At 54.3% G+C, this 15,829-nt stretch carries 17 protein-coding genes; 6 read left to right on the top strand and 11 right to left on the bottom strand.

What is annotated here, in order from left to right; all coding sequences use genetic code 11:
- Positions 1 to 566: 566 nt before the first annotated feature.
- Both epmB and EYC87_RS16915 read right to left on the bottom strand, forming a co-directional pair.
- Complete coding sequence (gene epmB, locus EYC87_RS16920; RefSeq protein WP_279253906.1) at positions 567 to 1,583, bottom strand: EF-P beta-lysylation protein EpmB; 1,017 nt, start codon at positions 1,581 to 1,583, stop codon at positions 567 to 569.
- 58 nt (positions 1,584 to 1,641) lie between these two features.
- Positions 1,642 to 2,925, bottom strand: a complete 1,284-nt coding sequence (locus tag EYC87_RS16915) for an NAD(P)/FAD-dependent oxidoreductase (protein WP_279253905.1) — start codon at positions 2,923 to 2,925, stop codon at positions 1,642 to 1,644.
- A gap of 125 nt (positions 2,926 to 3,050) precedes the next feature.
- Between EYC87_RS16915 and EYC87_RS16910 the strand changes: the two genes are divergently transcribed.
- The 4 genes from EYC87_RS16910 to EYC87_RS16895 are packed head-to-tail and all read left to right on the top strand — an operon-like array spanning position 3,051 to position 6,346.
- Positions 3,051 to 4,400 carry a glutamine synthetase family protein gene (locus EYC87_RS16910; RefSeq protein WP_007230169.1) on the top strand — a complete coding sequence of 450 codons (1,350 nt, stop codon included), beginning with the start codon at positions 3,051 to 3,053 and terminating at the stop codon, positions 4,398 to 4,400.
- 22 nt (positions 4,401 to 4,422) lie between these two features.
- A complete protein-coding gene (locus EYC87_RS16905; RefSeq protein WP_279253904.1) occupies positions 4,423 to 5,280 on the top strand; it encodes a hypothetical protein in 858 nt (285 codons plus the stop codon).
- Positions 5,238 to 5,873: a hypothetical protein gene (locus tag EYC87_RS16900; RefSeq protein ID WP_279253903.1), complete on the top strand. Its 636-nt coding sequence runs from the start codon at positions 5,238 to 5,240 to the stop codon at positions 5,871 to 5,873. The genes EYC87_RS16905 and EYC87_RS16900 overlap by 43 nt, the downstream gene beginning before the upstream one ends.
- Positions 5,870 to 6,346: a hypothetical protein gene (locus tag EYC87_RS16895; protein WP_279253902.1), complete on the top strand. Its 477-nt coding sequence runs from the start codon at positions 5,870 to 5,872 to the stop codon at positions 6,344 to 6,346. Before EYC87_RS16900 ends, EYC87_RS16895 begins: the two co-directional genes overlap by 4 nt.
- Before the next feature lie 35 nt (positions 6,347 to 6,381).
- Here the strand turns inward: EYC87_RS16895 and EYC87_RS16890 are convergent, their stop codons facing one another.
- The 3 genes from EYC87_RS16890 to EYC87_RS16880 all read right to left on the bottom strand — a co-directional run bounded on the left by EYC87_RS16890 (position 6,382) and on the right by EYC87_RS16880 (position 7,894).
- On the bottom strand, positions 6,382 to 6,588 hold the full coding sequence (locus tag EYC87_RS16890; protein WP_007230162.1) for a hypothetical protein: 207 nt from the start codon (positions 6,586 to 6,588) through the stop codon (positions 6,382 to 6,384).
- 200 nt (positions 6,589 to 6,788) lie between these two features.
- On the bottom strand, positions 6,789 to 7,010 hold the full coding sequence (locus EYC87_RS16885; protein WP_007230187.1) for a PA3496 family putative envelope integrity protein: 222 nt from the start codon (positions 7,008 to 7,010) through the stop codon (positions 6,789 to 6,791).
- 374 nt (positions 7,011 to 7,384) lie between these two features.
- Positions 7,385 to 7,894, bottom strand: coding sequence for a shikimate kinase (locus tag EYC87_RS16880; RefSeq protein WP_279253901.1), 510 nt, complete (start codon positions 7,892 to 7,894; stop codon positions 7,385 to 7,387).
- 129 nt (positions 7,895 to 8,023) lie between these two features.
- Between EYC87_RS16880 and gcvT the strand changes: the two genes are divergently transcribed.
- Positions 8,024 to 9,133: a glycine cleavage system aminomethyltransferase GcvT gene (gene gcvT / locus EYC87_RS16875; protein ID WP_279253900.1), complete on the top strand. Its 1,110-nt coding sequence runs from the start codon at positions 8,024 to 8,026 to the stop codon at positions 9,131 to 9,133.
- Here the strand turns inward: gcvT and EYC87_RS16870 are convergent.
- Genes EYC87_RS16870 through EYC87_RS16845 form a run of 6 tightly spaced genes read right to left on the bottom strand, consistent with a single transcriptional unit; the run spans position 9,105 to position 15,206 of the window.
- Positions 9,105 to 10,172, bottom strand: a complete 1,068-nt coding sequence (locus tag EYC87_RS16870) for a BatD family protein (protein WP_279253899.1) — start codon at positions 10,170 to 10,172, stop codon at positions 9,105 to 9,107. The genes gcvT and EYC87_RS16870 overlap by 29 nt on opposite strands.
- The gene (locus EYC87_RS16865; protein ID WP_279253898.1) at positions 10,172 to 11,827 is read right to left on the bottom strand and encodes a vWA domain-containing protein; all 1,656 of its coding nucleotides are present in this window, start codon (positions 11,825 to 11,827) and stop codon (positions 10,172 to 10,174) included. The genes EYC87_RS16870 and EYC87_RS16865 overlap by 1 nt, the downstream gene beginning before the upstream one ends.
- Entirely contained in the window at positions 11,817 to 12,809 is a 993-nt protein-coding gene (locus tag EYC87_RS16860; protein ID WP_279253897.1) for a vWA domain-containing protein, read from the bottom strand. The genes EYC87_RS16865 and EYC87_RS16860 overlap by 11 nt, the downstream gene beginning before the upstream one ends.
- The gene (locus EYC87_RS16855; protein WP_279253896.1) at positions 12,802 to 13,299 is read right to left on the bottom strand and encodes a DUF4381 domain-containing protein; all 498 of its coding nucleotides are present in this window, start codon (positions 13,297 to 13,299) and stop codon (positions 12,802 to 12,804) included. Before EYC87_RS16855 ends, EYC87_RS16860 begins: the two co-directional genes overlap by 8 nt.
- Positions 13,296 to 14,234 carry a DUF58 domain-containing protein gene (locus EYC87_RS16850; protein ID WP_279253895.1) on the bottom strand — a complete coding sequence of 313 codons (939 nt, stop codon included), beginning with the start codon at positions 14,232 to 14,234 and terminating at the stop codon, positions 13,296 to 13,298. Before EYC87_RS16850 ends, EYC87_RS16855 begins: the two co-directional genes overlap by 4 nt.
- Positions 14,235 to 14,237: 3 nt before the next feature.
- Positions 14,238 to 15,206 carry an AAA family ATPase gene (locus tag EYC87_RS16845; protein WP_007230191.1) on the bottom strand — a complete coding sequence of 323 codons (969 nt, stop codon included), beginning with the start codon at positions 15,204 to 15,206 and terminating at the stop codon, positions 14,238 to 14,240.
- Positions 15,207 to 15,440: 234 nt separating this feature from the next.
- Here EYC87_RS16845 and EYC87_RS16840 point away from each other — a divergent pair, with 234 nt between their 5' ends.
- Positions 15,441 to 15,698, top strand: coding sequence for a DUF2059 domain-containing protein (locus EYC87_RS16840; protein ID WP_279253894.1), 258 nt, complete (start codon positions 15,441 to 15,443; stop codon positions 15,696 to 15,698).
- Positions 15,699 to 15,829 lie beyond the last annotated feature (131 nt).

Raw genomic sequence — 15,829 nt, 5'->3', positions numbered from 1 at the left:
TACTTTTCCGCAGCAACCTCGGCTTTCATGAAGCATTCTTCTTTCATATTTTTTTAACTCTCGATCTTCGGGCGTGAAATCACAACTACACACAAGTTCCCTAGCTCCGCAATGCCTAGAGACCTGCGCTATTTTTAGTGATTCTCCTGTACATTAGAGGGTACCGTGGCTCCCACGTAAAATCTGTAAAACTCAAAACGCCCGATCACATGCATGAGGATAACAGTGGTTCGTCTTAGCCGAAGTCGAACTTAGACCATAACATAACCGAAAGGTCGCAAGTTACACGGAAGCGGCCCTCAGGATCAGTATAACCGGTATGACCGTTTGTAGGCGAAAGCGGACCTTTTGGGCCAGGATTTGAACTTACCTACAGTAATATCTTACCTAAACTTTCCGAGTGTATAGACCTGCTCAGAAACAGCGTGCGCCTGCTAAAGCAAAACCTGCATCAGGCGTTGGCCCACGGTGAGTTGATTGAATATCTGGACTTGGAAGCGACTGCCCGAGTGCTGGCAGGCCATCTCGCACCGACCTTCTCAGGACGATTTGTACTGGCGAAGACCCTATGGTGCTGCGGTTACCCTGGCTTTGGCAGGCTCACCGGCGTCTTCCCTGACCAGACGGGGAACGAGGTAGCCTGGCAAGCGGTTTTCCAACTGGGTAATGAGCTCAAGTCCGCGCCTGGCAGTCACTTCAAAGTGAGCAGCGCCTCTAACTCTGTCCAAAAGGTGGAGGTAATAGGGTAAGACACCGGCGGTAAATAATTGCTCACTGAGGTCTGCCAGTTCGTCTTCAGTGTCATTGATACCAGCCAAAAGGACTGCCTGGTTCAGCAGGGTGATTTTCCCGCTCGATAGTTTTCGCAGGGCATTTTTCACTTCAGTATTGATTTCGTTGCCGTGATTACTGTGGACAACCAACACTGATTGTAGGCGGGTGCCGGCGAGGGCATTCACAAGACCTGCGGTCACGCGACTGGGCAGCACGATGGGCAAACGGCTGTGCACTCTCAGCCGCTGCAGGTGGGGTATCGCTGCCAACTGACCAACCAGGCTCTTTAATTGCTGATCGGACACCAGTAAAGGGTCGCCGCCGCTCAGTATTACTTCACTGATGCTCGGATCATCGGCGATGTGCCGTACCGCGTGTAACCACTCCTCGCGGCTATTTCGATTTTCGTTGTAAGGAAAATGGCGGCGAAAGCAGTAACGACAATTGATTGCACAACCGCCACTTAAAATAAGCAGAGCGCGCCCATGGTATTTTTGGATGACACCGGGATGAGTAATGTTGTCCCTGGTTTCACCAACCGGGTCATCTCCGAAACCCGGCACTTGCAGCAATTCGGCGCTAACACTGAGCACTTGCCGCAGCAGCGGGTCGTCGGGGTCTCCATGAGTCATGCGCGAAATGAAACTCTGGGGAACTTTGAGAGGAAAATCTTCACCGGCAAGTTCTGAGTACCCAACCGCTTGTGCATCCAGTCCCAATTGAGACAGCAGCTGACGCCCTGAGCGGACCACTGCCTGCAATTCTACTTGCCAGTCGCTTTCGGCATGAAGTTCAGACAGGGGTATCAATGCATTTTTCCCGGGGTCAACAACGGATGACCATTCTATCAGTTGCTTGTGGCTTGAGTCAGCCCAGCCGATCTCGCAAGCTGTAGAACAACATGCCGGCCACTAGTCCGGGCCAGCGCAGCAGGGTGCCGCCAGGAAAGGTTCTCGAAGGTACGCTTGCCATCACGTCGAAGCGTTCTGCACTGCCGGCGATGACTTCCGCAAGTAGTTTCCCAGCCAGAGTCGCCGTCGGAACGCCGTGGCCTGAATAACCGTGGGCATAAAAAACCTGCGAGGACAGACGGCCGAAGTCGGGCATACGGTTCAGCGTAATGGCCAGTGTGCCCCCCCAGCCATAGTCGATGCGAGTGGTTTCGAGTTCGGGGTATATTCGCAGCATATATTTGCGGACGAAATTGCCTATGTCGGCCGGGAACCTGCGGCTATAAGATTCTCCACCGCCGAAGAGCATGCGATTGTCTGCGGACAGTTTCCAGTAGTCGATGACAAACAGGCTGTCGGACATGGACGTGTCGTCTCGAATCAGGCGTCTGGCCAGTGCCTCAGGCAGCGGTTCGGTGGCCAGCATGTAGTTGTTAATGGGCATAATGCGCCCGGCGGTGCGCGGTTCCAGTTTTTCCAGATAACCGTTGCAGGCCAGCACCAGGTACTTGGACTTTACCGTACCGCTATCCGTTTTCACGCATACCTGATGACCCTCAGTATAAGAAAGTACCCGGCTACCCTCATATAGTTCAGCTCCCAGGGTGTCGGCTGCCTTGGCCAGACCCAGGGCGTAATTGAGCGGGTGAAGGTGGCGCGACCCTTCATCAAGAACTCCGCCGTGAAAGCCCTGACCCGAGGTCATATCCGCCAGTTCAGAGGAATCCACATAGCGAATCTGCTGGTAGTCGTAAACCTTCTGCAGGTGCTCTGCCTCCTCGATAAGCCAGGGCTGCTCTTTGGCTTTGGAGGCGACATGCAAATTGCCGGTCTTCAGTTCGCAGTCGATCTGAAACTCACTGACCAGGTCGCATACGGTATCTACGGCTTCCAGACCTAACTGCCAAAGCGCCTTGGCATGGTCCAAACCAACCAGTTTTTCCAGGGTTTCCTGGTCCGCCCGTTGCCCTGTTCCCACATGCCCGCCGTTACGGCCGGAGGCGCCCCAGCCAATCTTGTTGGCTTCCAGCAGGGCAACGCTGTATCCCGCTTTGCGCAAATGGATGGCAGAGGAGAGGCCGGTGTAGCCACCGCCAATAATGCAGACGTCAGCAGACACTTCTCCTTGCAGTGGTGGGAAGGAGAGCTGCTGGTTAGCAGAAGCGGCGTACCAGGAATCGACATGAGAAGTATTTTGCATGGCGGCAATATACCGTTTTGGGGCCCCTTTAAGTCATAACACATTAGGGTTAGCTTAGACCCAAAGTCCTTGAACAGTGCGGGTTTCGCCGCGATACTCGCTTTTTTGGGCAGCATGGACACTTTATGAGCACCGATACGCAAGTCATCAAGGACTGGCTGAAGCAACACCAAATATCCGAAGTGGAGTGTTTGGTACCGGACATGACGGGCAATGCCCGCGGCAAGTTCATTCCCGCAAACCAGTTTCTAGAGATGGGTGAGCCGAGGCTACCCGAAAGTATCATGGTGCAGAGTGTCACTGGTGAGTATTCCGACGAACACTGGGACCTGGTTGAACCCACCGATGCCGACATGATCCTGGTGCCTGACCCCTCCACCATGCGCCTTGTACCCTGGGCGCGCGAGCCTACCGCCCAGATTATTCACGACTGCTACACCATGGATGGCAAGCCCCATCCGCTATCGACTCGAAACGTGCTCCGTAAGGTTCTTGATCTCTATGAAGCCGAGGGGTTGCAGCCTGTTGTCGCTCCAGAGGTCGAATTCTTCCTGGTGGCCAGAAACACTGAGCCGGACAACGTACTGACGCCGCCTTACGGTCGCTCCGGTCGCAAGGAAACTTCTCGTCTTTCATACAGCATTGACGCGGTGGCGGAGTTTGAGGACTTCGTTGAGGATATGTATGACTACGCCGAAGCCCAAAAGCTTAGGGTAGACACCCTGATTCACGAGAATGGTGCTGCTCAGATGGAGATCAATTTCCTCCACGGAGACGCATTGGACCTGGCAGACCAAGTGTTTACCTTCAAGCGCACTGTCCGCGAGGCGGCGCATAAACACGGGGTGTATGCCACCTTTATGGCTAAGCCGATGCAGAATGAGTGCGGCAGCGCCATGCACATTCACCAGAGTCTGTTACGCAAAGACTCCGGAGAGAATGTCTTTACTGACGGCAACGGCGAGCATTCTGAAGCCTTCATGAGCTACATCGCCGGCTTGCAGCGTTATACACCAGAACTGATCAGCTTTTATGCACCCAATGTGAATTCCTATCGGCGCTTGGCCCCCGATATCTCTGCGCCCATTAACCTCAATTGGGGGCTGGATAACCGAACTACCGCATTCCGTGTTCCTCAAAGTGGCCCAGCAGCGACACGGGTTGAAAACCGCTTTCCCGGGGCGGATGTGAACCCCTACCTGGCCTTTGCAGCCAGTCTTGCCAGTGGCTATCTCGGCATGAAGCAACAACTCAAACCCAGTGATCCTCACGAGGGCACTGCCAACGAAAGCGAGATTGAAGTTGCACGAACGCTTGAAGAAGGCCTGCGCAATCTTAATAAATCTCCGGAAGTCTGTGAGGTCTTCGGAGAGTTGTTCCTTCGAGGGTATGCCGCTGTGAAACGCGATGAATTCGAAGAATTTAATCGGGTGATTTCTTCCTGGGAGCGGGAACACCTGCTGCTGCAGGTATGATGACTGGAGTTGTGGCGACAGCATGAGTAGCAAGGATAGTGATGGTATAGTGGGCACCAGCCAGACGAGCTACCGCTTGTTTGTCTGGGTCAAGTATCTGGTTTATGTGCTGCTCAGTTTCAATATCTATTTGTTCTTACAGGAAGAGCTGAGTGCGCTGGAGCATACCTTTGTTGACGGTTTTGAACTGAGTCAGATTATTCAGGTCTTTTCGGCAACCATCGATACAGCAGCCTGGGTCTTGCTGCTCTTGCTGTTTGAGTTGGAAACCTCAGTTCTGGACGATGACAAGATTCGTGGTTCGGTCAAGTGGAGCCTGCACGGTTTGCGCCTGGTTTGCTATGCAGCTGTTTTTTATGCCTTTACCGGCTATTACGCGGAACTGGTCGCTTTATATCAGGTAACTTCACTTGCTGCCTTTGATGCTTGTGCCAGCCTTGAGCAGGGCTGGTCTCTGCTAGTGACTATCGATGAATATGAACCTCTCAGCGTTGCAAATTGTGCCGCGCTGGCGGGCCCGGTCTACCAGATGGGCGACTTCAATATCGTGAGCAGCGGTGATGTATTACAGAGCGTCAGGTGGTTGGGCTGGACCGATGTCATCAACTCAGCGTCGTGGTTATTGGTGGTGATACTGCTTGAAATTGAAGTCAGGCTGCAGCTGCGTGGCAACCTCTCGGATCAGATCATGCGCTTTACCCTGATGATCAAGTATGTCGTGTACGGGGCCCTGTTTGCCTGTGCCGGATACTGGGGCGTGGCTGGAGACTTTCTTGATTTCTGGGATGCTGCATTGTGGCTGTTCGCCTTTATCTTTATCGAGCTCAATGTGTTTGAATGGCAGGCCGAAACCAGTCAGGAAAATCCTGCAACCGCCTGAGGGAAGCCATGCTCAGTAGCGATGACCTTTCCAGTTTACGCTGGGATACGGTGTCCGGCGCCGTCGAAATTATCGACCAGACGTTGCTCCCTCATACACTCCACTGGGTCCACCTCGATTCACTTGAAGCTTACTGCCACGCTATTAGCGTAATGCACGCCCCACTGATTGGGATTACCGCCGCATTTGGCTTGGCTCATGCAGTCGCTGAAAATCCCTCTGATACTAATCTGGTTGCCGCCAGCGCCAGCCTGATGGCCACCCGGCCAACGGCCGTGAATCTGCGTTGGGCGCTGGAAACTATGGAGCGTCATCTTTGTTCCCTCGTGGAGGGGGACCGTGCAGTTGCTGCCCGCCAGCAGGCTATCGCTATGCGCCAGGCTGATATCGATAACTGTGCCTTGATTGGCGAAAATGGACTTGGCCTACTGCGGGATATTCCCCATGGCGAGGCCTTGAATATTATGACCCATTGCAATGCCGGTTGGCTGGCGACCATACAATGGGGTACGGCGCTGGCACCAATATACAAGGCGCAAGCCTTCCAGTGCACGTCTGGGTTTCTGAGACCCGCCCACGCAACCAGGGAATGAATCTTACCGCCTGGGAGTTACAGCGTGCGGGTGTGCCCTGCACGGTTGTGGCCGATAATAGCTGTGGCCAACTGATGCGTGAAGGTAAGGTCGACTGCGTTATCGTCGGTTCTGATCGCACCGCGGCCAATGGCGATGTCTGCAATAAAGTGGGCACTTACCTGAAAGCGCTTGCAGCGCAAGACAATGACATTCCTTTCTACGTTGCGCTTCCCGAGTCGACTATCGATTGGCGCTGTGACACGGGGCAGGAGATACCCATTGAGGAGCGAGATTCACTGGAAGTGTTGACGATTGCTGGTGTGGATTATGCGGGACAGGGCCTGGAAGTGAATCTTGCTGCTGCCGACACTCAGGCCGCTAATCCCGCTTTTGATGTTACGCCCGCTCGACTGGTGCGTGGTTTGGTGACAGAGCATGGCGTGTTTGAGGCGAGCGAGGCCGGATTAACTCAGCTTCAGGGTCGACTTTAGTCGTTGCCCTCCGGATGTCCGTCGCCAAACTATCCTTAGATCCTTTCATCAAGGCCAACGTAATCAATGCGCGGGTAACTTCGCCACCGGAAGCTTTGCCTGTGGTCACAGATCAAGCAGCTGTGTTCTATTTCACCCGTTTGCATGTCCATTTCACCTGACTTGGTCATCATGCCTTTTTCGCAGGCATCACAAACATAGTTGACTTCAACTGGCCTGACTTCTCTTTTGATTTCTGCCATTGGTCGAGGATCTCCTTGATTGGTAGGTCTATGCTAGCGCGACAGAATCCAGTTCTAAAGTGCTTTATTAGTTGAATTGCGGGCAGAGTGTTGGGTAAATGGGTGGGGCGATCCAAATAACGAAGTGAATAAAAAGCCGGCCACCGCTGAAATCGGCAGCGTATACAGCGTCCGGAATTGGCGAACCCAGGGCTGAGGCCCTAGAAGTCGTCCAGTTCCAGGTCGTAGTAGCCCAGTTCGTCCCGCAGACGTTTCTCTTCCAGACGCTGTTCGGCACGGCGGCGCTTTTGCGCCAGCCGTTGCTTGTCGCTGGAAACGGGGGACATATCGGCGAATTCCTCTTCGACGATATCACCGAGCATAGGCTCGAAAATATCTTCTATCGGCTCAGAGGAGCTCGGTTCCTGGTTGCGCTCTCCCATAAATCACCTCCCGATGACTTACACTAGGTCACATCAGACAGAAACAGTTCTGTCTCAAGGCGGAGTAAATCAAATATTTCGGTCCTGGGAAACTTTTTTTTTGCGACTTTTTACAAGAAAGATAGGGTGACCCGCTGCCATCCATGGCTCTCTCAGCCCTCGCATCGACATCCTTGTCGCACCGTCCCTGGCTCTCGGGTTGGCGGGCCACCCTGCGCTGAATAGAGCAAGGACTGTGCCAGGCATTCAAGGCCCTGAACGTGAGGGTTTTTAGCTCAATCACCCAGTGCGTCGCGATGATGCACGCGTGCGGTCGTGGCCGGCGAGGTGCGGCCGGCGAGGTGCGGCCGCTTAACGAGAGTTTGGTTTGATGACTAGTTACGGGGCAAAAGTTGCAAAGCCGCGGTGGCCACTTGCTGGGGGGTGTTATCGCCGGTGACTAGAATGTAATCAGCGTATCGCTCGTAAAGCGGAGTGCGCTCGGCATAAACCTGGGCGAAGCTTTGCTCTCCATCACTGGCGATTCCGCGCAAGGGTGCAGCTGCCACCCGTTCCTCCAGCGTTGCCAGCTCTGTTTTCAAATAGATGACCGGTCCCAGTGATTTGAGTCGAGCCATACTGGGCGCGCTGTAAACTACGCTGCCCCCGGTGGAAACCAGAGCGTGATCAAGTCGAAGATTCAATAGCACGTCCTCTTCCACCTGCCTCAAGTAGCGATAGTCGTGTTGCTCCAGTATTTCCTGAAGCGTTGCTTCTTCCCGCACCTGGATATCAAGGTCAGTATCAACAAAGCGAAGGCCGGTCAGCTTGGCAAGTAATATTCCCACTGTACTTTTGCCTGTGCCGGGCATGCCAACCAGGCTGATGGTATTGAATGGGCTCACAACGGACTCACTTGTAACCAGGAAGGCCTATTATCACGGAGCCGGGCGGGCGGCGCCAGCCCCGGGCCTTGCAGGGTAAGTTGGCTCTGGTTAGAGTGGCAGCCCTGCCTACGAGATCAGGAAAACCCCATGAGTTTATTGACTACCCCCCTGGATGCGCTGCATAGAGAGCTCGGTGCCAAAATGGTTCCCTTTGCCGGCTACGATATGCCCGTGCAATACCCGGCCGGTATCATCAAGGAACACCTGCAGACGAGAGAGGCAGCAGGGCTGTTCGACGTTTCCCATATGGGGCAGGTCATTATAGAGGGCGCAGGTGTTGCGGCTATGCTGGAGTCTTTGGTGCCGGTTGACGTTGAGGGTCTGGGCATTAATTGCCAAACCTATGCACTGTTGACCAACGATCAGGGCGGCGTGCTCGATGACCTGATTATTACCCGCTGGGCGCAGGATAAATTTTTCCTGGTGGTGAACGCGGCTTGCAAGGAACAGGACATAGCACATTTGCGCAGTCACCTTGCCGGCCAGTCAATGGAGGTACTGAGTGATCAGGCGCTACTTGCCCTGCAGGGCCCCAAAGCGCGTGAAGTGATGAGTGAGTTATGTCCGGCTGCAGTGGAACTGGTTTTCATGCAAGGCTGTGCGGCGACCATAGATGGCATAGAGGTTTATATCACCTGCTCTGGTTACACGGGAGAGGATGGCTTTGAGGTGTCGATGCCCAATGGCGCCGCCGATGTGTTAGCGAGAAGAATACTCGACTTTGAACAGGTTGAGCCTATCGGCCTTGGAGCCCGTGATTCTCTGCGTCTCGAGGCCGGCCTTTGTCTTTACGGCCATGAACTGAATACTGAAATTGACCCGGTGCAGGCAGGCCTGCTGTGGTCTGTTAGCAAGTCTCGCCGCGCCGATGGAGCTCGAGCTGGCGGATTCCCCGGGTCTGACACTATTTTTGACCGTATTATCAACAAACCCGACTTGCGCAGGGTCGGTTTGACCGTCGACGGTAAGCGCCCGGTGCGAGAAGGCCAGACTGTACTAAATGCCAATGGCGAGGCAGTAGGCGAAATTTGTTCCGCTGCTTATAGTGCTAGCCTCGGCGGGCCTATCGCTATGGCTTATGTGCAGCGTCAACTTGGTGACCCGGGCACGGAGCTTGCGGTAGACGTTCGTGGAAAACTGCTGCCCGTTACCGTTACCAAAATGCCATTCAGTCCCCAGCGTTACTATCGGGGTTGAGCCGCTCGGCCAATGCCGGTTTGCGGAGGTCTTGCAGTTGGCCCCAGCCGGCCCGTAGGGGTTGTATCAGGTAAGGTAGCAGTCGCCATGGGCGGTAGCGTTTGAGCAGCCAAAGCACCAGGGAGATCACTGCGATTGCCAGTGCCAGGCCTAGCAGTTGAGTTCGGCTCAGCGCGGGTGGCGCGCCCTGGGTGTTGACCGCGGCGGTTCCCGTTATCCGCACTTCCACCGCAGGAAGAGTCAAGACACGTAGCTCCTCGGAACCAGTATCCCACCAGAAAAAGTCTTCATTCGGGAGTAGGTAATTGCCGGGTTTTTGTGCGACATAGCTGATGGTTTGAACTCTACTGCTCGTGGCCTGGCCGCGGTTACGACTGTTTTCCAGCACCGGAGGGGCGGGATAGGCGGCGAGGCCTGCTTGTCGCTCAGTGCCGACCTCGGGCAGCATCATTGCCAGCAGGTCGTCCGCCTGAAATTCTATCCGACGTTCAAATGCATCACCGGGCTCTAATTGACTAGTGTCTTTGTTAAGGCTCTGCCGCACAGAAAAAGCGGGTGCCGCTACCCAAAAATCGGCCTCTTCTAGAGCGCTGGGCATTGCGACGAAAAATTCCAGGGGCGCACTTAATGTGTCGCCCCGTACGTTGCCTTGCTCGCCCGCGTTAACCATTATCGACAGCGAAATGGGCGGTATGGTGAAGTTACCTGCGCGCTGCGGATAGAGATCCAGTGTCCAGCGCTGAATGACCCAGGTGCTTCCGCTGCGAGACTCACTGGCATTAGTTGCGAACTGTTCCGTCTGCAGAATCACCAATCCTGGTACTTCCGGAATGCGTATCCGGGTGCCGCCGGAAAACCAGCTGCTGGTAGCAATTTCTAAAATTAGCTGTGTGCGCTGCCCTGGCACCAGTAGTCCGCGTTGATCAAGGCTGGCGTTCACTGTGAGCTCTCCATCCGATAATAAAGATTCAATATCGGCGATGGCTTGCAGTGGCACTGCCAGCCAGAAAGTCACGAGGAACATAGCGAAGATACGCATTATTGCCTCGGTCCCCTGCGCTGCAGTTGCATGTTGAACTTGGTGGCGAGGAAATTGGAGGGATCTTGCTGCACTCCGCGCAGCCACATGTCTCTTGTTGCTTCGCTCTGCAGAATTTCTTCAGCGGTATATTGTTTGATCTCTACCTGATCAAAACTGAGTTTTTCCGCACCTTCTGCGGCAATAGCTTCGTCGCCGCCCATCTGCTTCTCTTCACTGCTGCCTTCCTCGCCCTGTTGCGACTCGCTCATACGGTTGATTTCATCGATCAATGCCTGCACTTTTGCGCGATTTTCGGTTGCCCCTGGGTAGCCAGGTGTTCGCGCCAACAGTTGATCGTAGCGTTTTACTGCGCGCAAAAAATCGCGTGCATGGGCTCGAGCGTTGGCCTCGTTGAACAATGCATCGTCGCTGTCCGATCGTGAAAAGTATTCTGCCGCCTGCATGAAGTCCTCGTTGTAATAGTAGGCGACGCCTTTCCAAAGTGGATCCTCAAAGTGATTGGCAGCGCCATGATAGTCGCCGTACTGCAGTAGTAATCGTCCTTGCTGATCAGGGGTTAGCCAGAGTTCGGTGACCCACTGACCCAGTGAAAAGCTGCTTTGTAAAGTTTCAGTGGCCTTTTGATCCTTACCTTTGTCGCTCTCCTGGGCTAAGACCGGTTCTGGCGTTAACGTCAGTGCTATCGGCAGCAGCAACCATGCCCAGTTAATCGTCCAGCCTTTTCGGAACCACATCAGCCACAGCGCCATACAAATGAAAATCAGGGGATAGCCACTGTCCAGCCAGGGTAAAGCGTCGTCGTCGATGATTACGTAATGGCTCTCGATGCGGCGCTCCAGCGCTCGCACATCACCGTCGTCGATGGTCAGTTCTACGTAGTGTCCGCCACTGTCACTGGCTAGAGTCCGCAAACGCCGGCGCTCAAGAGGGGCTATTCCGTTTTCATCACTGTCACCACCGATGCCCAGTACCAGGAGCTGGTGAGAGCGCTGTCCGAAATAGTCGGTAAACGCGGTCTCGGTGTTGCTGCCTAGTCCGTCTGTAATCAGGACGACGGTCGCTGCTGCGGTGGTATCGCGAAGAATGTCATCGATCAGGGGCAGGGCATGCTCGGCAAATTTGCCGCCACGGGGCATCATGCTTGGTTTAATAGCAGCAAGGTATTGATTGAGGATGTCCTGATCTGCAGTGAGCGTTAGCACGGTATGAGCGGTCCCGGCATAGACCACCAATGAAGATTTTTTATCCGGTCGCAGGGCCAGCAAGTCAGACGCCTTTTGTTTGCCACGCTCTAGACGCGAGGGCTGTACATCTCCCTGTTCCATCGATGAGGAAGCATCCAGCACTACGACCATTGCCGACTCATCCTGGCTTAATGGTGAGGGTTGTTGACGCCAACTGGGCCCGATGACGACAAGTAGGCACAGCACGATAAAAGCGCCGCCAACAGCAGTGGGGTTGAACCAGCGCGAGTCCTTGCTATTCAGGCGCAAATGTTCCAGCAAATGAGGCGCGATGATGCCGCCAAACATATCCTTCTGGTTACGTCTGTTGCCGCCGAGTCGAATCAGCAGTAACCAGGGAATGAGCAGCACTAGCCAAAGCGGTCGGAGAAAATGAAAGTATTCGAGCGAGGCCAGGTCAGGGAGCATTAGTGACCCTCCCGGCCCACAGGGACGCAAAGGCAAAGAAGCCATGGTAAAACAGGTATAGCGTTGAAATTAACGCCATCGGCACCCAGTGCAAACTTTGTCTGGGACGGAAGCTAATCGTTTCATAGAGCTCAGGCTCCAGTTCACCAATGGTGATATAGGCTTGGCGCATCTCGTCCTGGTCGAGGGCGCGAAAGGTTCGGCCATCGGCAATTTCGCTCACCCGAGTGATCGTATCCATATCCAGGGCGTCTTCCCCCACAGTCGCGGGATCTCCAATCGCAATGGTATAAATGCGGACACCATTGGCAGCCGCGACCTTGGCGGCATCCACAGGCGGCACCGTGCTGCCGGTATCATTACCATCGGTTAGCATGATCAAAACCCGGTTGTCAGAGTCGCTGTCACTAAACAGCTTAATAGATAGCCCAATGGCGTCGCCAAACACAGTGCTGGGCCCCGCCATGCCAATCTCGGTTTCATCAAGCAATTGCTGCCAGACCTGGTGATCATCAGTAAATGGTGTTTGCAAATAGGCCGCCGCCCCGAATACGATGAGGCCCAACCTGTCAGACTCGCGGTTTGCTGCCAGCTCTTTTAAAACCTGTTTTACTGCGTCAAGCCGATCTACTGTTACCCCGCTGGGAAGGGTGAAATCCCTGGCTTCCATAGAACCTGAAAGATCGACTGCAATCATCAGGTCACGACCAGACTTTTGTTGTTCTATCGGTGGACCAATCCACTGGGGTTTGGCTGCGGCCAGAATCAGTAAAAGCCAGGTCAGGTTTACCAGGATTTTTTGTAGCGTACTGCGGCGTAAAATTCGCGCACCCTGCTCAGGCTTTTGCTCGCTCAAGTCAACCAGCTTGTCGAAGAAAGGCACTTTCACGGAATCACGACTTTCTTTGTAAGCAGGAAACAAGCGAATCAGCAAGGGCAGCGGCAGCAGCAGCAGGGCCAAAGGAAATGCGAATTCAATCATCGTAACGGTTTTTGTGCTTTTCAATCCAGGTGAGACTGGCGGCTATCAATTGCTCGGCGGTGGCCCGTTCAAGCGCCTGCTTCTGGTAGATGCCAAGGGCCAGAATTTGACACTGGTCTTGGTTAAAGCTTGGTTGCTCGCATTGGGCATTGAGGAATCGGGCCCAATCGTGTCCCGATAAACTGGCGACCTGCTGGCGTGAGAACGCAGCCAGTGCGGTGAGTTTTAATAAGCTATTAATCTGTGCTGCCTCGGTCGCCGAGTTTCCGAGTTGACGCAACCTGTTGCTGGCCTCTTTGCGATAGCGATTGCGATACCAGTATTGTAATCGGAGCCACAGCTTGTGCGACGTCCAGGCTATGAGCACGGCGGCCACGACATACCAGCCAGCAGTTTGTGGTAACCAGTCGATATTCGGGGGAGAAACTACCTCGTTGAAATCGCCCAGAACATAGTTGCCAAAAATGTCTGGCAGTGCAGGCAGACTCATACCAGAACCCGTTGACCGCCCAGTTGCTCTCGCAACTGTTGGTCGGTCGGTACAGCGGTGTGTACCGGAATGACAGGAATCTGGTGGCGCTGCAAGTCCTCTCGCACGTGGGCGAAAGAGCTTTCGAAACTGGCTTCGAAACGTTCGCCCAAATCCTGGTGACCGGGGTCAATTTCCAGTTGAAAATGACCGTCACTCACTACCAGCTTTTCAGCGCTGGATATGTCTCGTTCCAGTGGGTCGTAGATCATGCTGCAGACGATGTCGTTGTGCTGGCCAATGCGCCGAATGCTTTGCAAGGCCGCATCACTCCAGCCGTAAAAGTCGGACACCAGTATGACCAGGTAATCGTGGCTGATTTGTCGCTCGGTGGCCCGCAGTGCTTCAGCCAGCGCCTCAGGCCTGCTTGGCACGCCAGAATTGACGGACAGCTCGTTGTTCATAGTGGCCAGGTCTCCCAACCAGCCCATGGCTTTCTTTTCGCTTCTGGCGGGCCTGGCCTCGACGACGCGTTCATCGTTAAATAAAATCGCGCCGATGCGGTCGCCAACGTCGATGACACGCCAGGCAGTGATAGCGGCCACTTCGGCTGCGATAACAGATTTCATCTTATATTGGCTGCCGAAAAACATGGGCAGGCGCTGATCGACGATGACCAGTACCGGTCGGTCTCGTTCCTCGGTATAAACCCTGACATGAGGTTTGCCAGTTCTATTGGTGACTCGCCAGTCCATGGTGCGAATATCGTCACCGGGTCGGTAGTGACGAAGTTCGTCAAAATCCAGGCCGCGGCCGCGCAGTTTGGAGCGCTTGCGTCCGGCCAATTGCGAACGTATCGGTTGGCGCGGGAGATAGCTAAAGCCGCCAGCGGTGTAACGCAGTCGCACCAAATCCTGTAGGTTGGTATAGATTTGCGAGTTGGCATCCACCGACATGGGTCAGCCCACAGCGACCTGGGTAATGATCTCGTCAATGACATCGTCAGGAGATACCCGGTCGGCAAGGGCGTCGTAACTCAGGATAAGTCGGTGGCGCATGATTGCATGTAATACCGAGCGAACATCTTCAGGGGTGACGTGATCACGCCCGTCCAGCCAGGCACTGGCGCGGCTGGTGCGATGCAGTGCAATGGTGGCCCTTGGGCTGGACCCGGTGTCTATCCAGGTAGCCAGTTGCTTGCTGTAGTCGGCGGCCTGCCGAGTAGCCATTACGAGGTCGACGATGTACTGCTCTACCGGTGCCGATAATGTCATCTTACCGATCACCTCACGGCCGGCGAAGATATGATCCTGGGAGATCATAGTCAGTTGTTCCTGCTGCGCGGCCTCTTCGGCCTGCAGCATGCGGACGATAGACAGCTCCGCCGCGTTATCCGGGTAGTCCACAGAGATCTTCATCAGGAAACGATCCATTTGCGCTTCCGGCAGGGGATAAGTGCCTTCCTGTTCAATCGGGTTCTGGGTTGCCAGCACCATGAATAAGGGCGGTAACGGGTAGGTTTTGCCTGCGACCGTAACCTGGCGTTCTTCCATGGCTTCCAGCAGTGCCGCCTGGACCTTTGCTGGAGCGCGGTTGATTTCGTCGGCCAGTATCAGTTCGTTGAATATGGGTCCCTCTTGAAAGATAAGCTCCGACACTCCCTGGTTATCCTGGTAAACCTCGTTGCCAGTGACATCAGAAGGCAGCAGGTCCGGGGTGAACTGGATACGTCCCAGGCTGGCCTGTAACACTCTGGAAAGGGTTTTGATCGAACGGGTTTTAGCGGTACCGGGGAGCCCCTCCAGCAACACGTTGCCATTGCATAATAAAGCGAGAGCGAGGGTGCGTACGACCTCTTCCTGCCCGATCACTGATCGGGCCATTTGCTCCATCATGGACTTTACTGCATTGAGGTTTTCGCTGGGCAAGTGACTGCTCCTCTGTGGCGGCTTGGTCTTGGTATAACTGCTGCTGTTGATTATAGCCGCAGCGGGCCCTTTTCCGGCATAAATCTATAGTTGCTTGCTGTTGTTATCAACGGGGGTGAACCAATAGATAAGTGGATAGTTGCAGTAACACCTACTATTCTCATTAAAATTCAGTCCTGTTATCGTCTCAAATCAGTTATACGATGAACATCACAATACAGAGGTAGACCCCAAATGAAGAGAGTTGTTATCAGATTAGTAGTCATAGCGACACTGCCGCTTGCCGCTTCAGTCTGGGCCCAGGACGTGGGTAAGTTAATGGAGGCTGTTGATACGGACAAAGCTATCGAGTCGGTCGATCAGGAACAGATGACCGAGGCGGTCACCGGCGATGGTCTTGATTACAAGAAGGCTTATGACTCGGTAGACATGGAAAAGGCTTCTGAGTCAGTCGATATTGACAAGGTTAAAGAAGCAATGGGCTCTGACTAGACCGTCAATTTTTAACGCGCAGGCCAGGCGATGTCATACACAGAGGTCAGTGCGTAACATACAGGTGGCCACCGCCGACGCGTTGAGTACCAAGCCTGACTCGAGCATAGCTCGCCGGCAGTGCGAAAAGT

Source organism: Candidatus Seongchinamella marina (assembly GCF_026262685.1).
Lineage (GTDB): Bacteria > Pseudomonadota > Gammaproteobacteria > Pseudomonadales > Halieaceae > Halioglobus > Halioglobus marinus.
The sequence above is the reverse complement of the archived record's forward strand: the minus strand, read 5'-3'. Positions and strand labels throughout refer to the sequence as shown.

Excerpts from the sequence above, each read along its gene's own strand:
- EYC87_RS16915 (WP_279253905.1), bottom strand. The coding sequence starts at position 2,925 with ATGCAAAATACTTCTCATGTCGATTCCTGGTACGCCGCTTCTGCTAAC.
- EYC87_RS16910 (WP_007230169.1), top strand. The coding sequence starts at position 3,051 with ATGAGCACCGATACGCAAGTCATCAAGGACTGGCTGAAGCAACACCAA.
- EYC87_RS16905 (WP_279253904.1), top strand. The coding sequence starts at position 4,423 with ATGAGTAGCAAGGATAGTGATGGTATAGTGGGCACCAGCCAGACGAGC.
- EYC87_RS16900 (WP_279253903.1), top strand. The coding sequence starts at position 5,238 with ATGGCAGGCCGAAACCAGTCAGGAAAATCCTGCAACCGCCTGAGGGAA.
- EYC87_RS16895 (WP_279253902.1), top strand. The coding sequence starts at position 5,870 with ATGAATCTTACCGCCTGGGAGTTACAGCGTGCGGGTGTGCCCTGCACG.
- EYC87_RS16890 (WP_007230162.1), bottom strand. The coding sequence starts at position 6,588 with ATGGCAGAAATCAAAAGAGAAGTCAGGCCAGTTGAAGTCAACTATGTT.
- EYC87_RS16885 (WP_007230187.1), bottom strand. The coding sequence starts at position 7,010 with ATGGGAGAGCGCAACCAGGAACCGAGCTCCTCTGAGCCGATAGAAGAT.
- gcvT (WP_279253900.1), top strand. The coding sequence starts at position 8,024 with ATGAGTTTATTGACTACCCCCCTGGATGCGCTGCATAGAGAGCTCGGT.
- EYC87_RS16870 (WP_279253899.1), bottom strand. The coding sequence starts at position 10,172 with ATGCGTATCTTCGCTATGTTCCTCGTGACTTTCTGGCTGGCAGTGCCA.
- EYC87_RS16865 (WP_279253898.1), bottom strand. The coding sequence starts at position 11,827 with ATGCTCCCTGACCTGGCCTCGCTCGAATACTTTCATTTTCTCCGACCG.
- EYC87_RS16860 (WP_279253897.1), bottom strand. The coding sequence starts at position 12,809 with ATGATTGAATTCGCATTTCCTTTGGCCCTGCTGCTGCTGCCGCTGCCC.
- EYC87_RS16855 (WP_279253896.1), bottom strand. The coding sequence starts at position 13,299 with ATGAGTCTGCCTGCACTGCCAGACATTTTTGGCAACTATGTTCTGGGC.
- EYC87_RS16850 (WP_279253895.1), bottom strand. The coding sequence starts at position 14,234 with ATGTCGGTGGATGCCAACTCGCAAATCTATACCAACCTACAGGATTTG.
- EYC87_RS16840 (WP_279253894.1), top strand. The coding sequence starts at position 15,441 with ATGAAGAGAGTTGTTATCAGATTAGTAGTCATAGCGACACTGCCGCTT.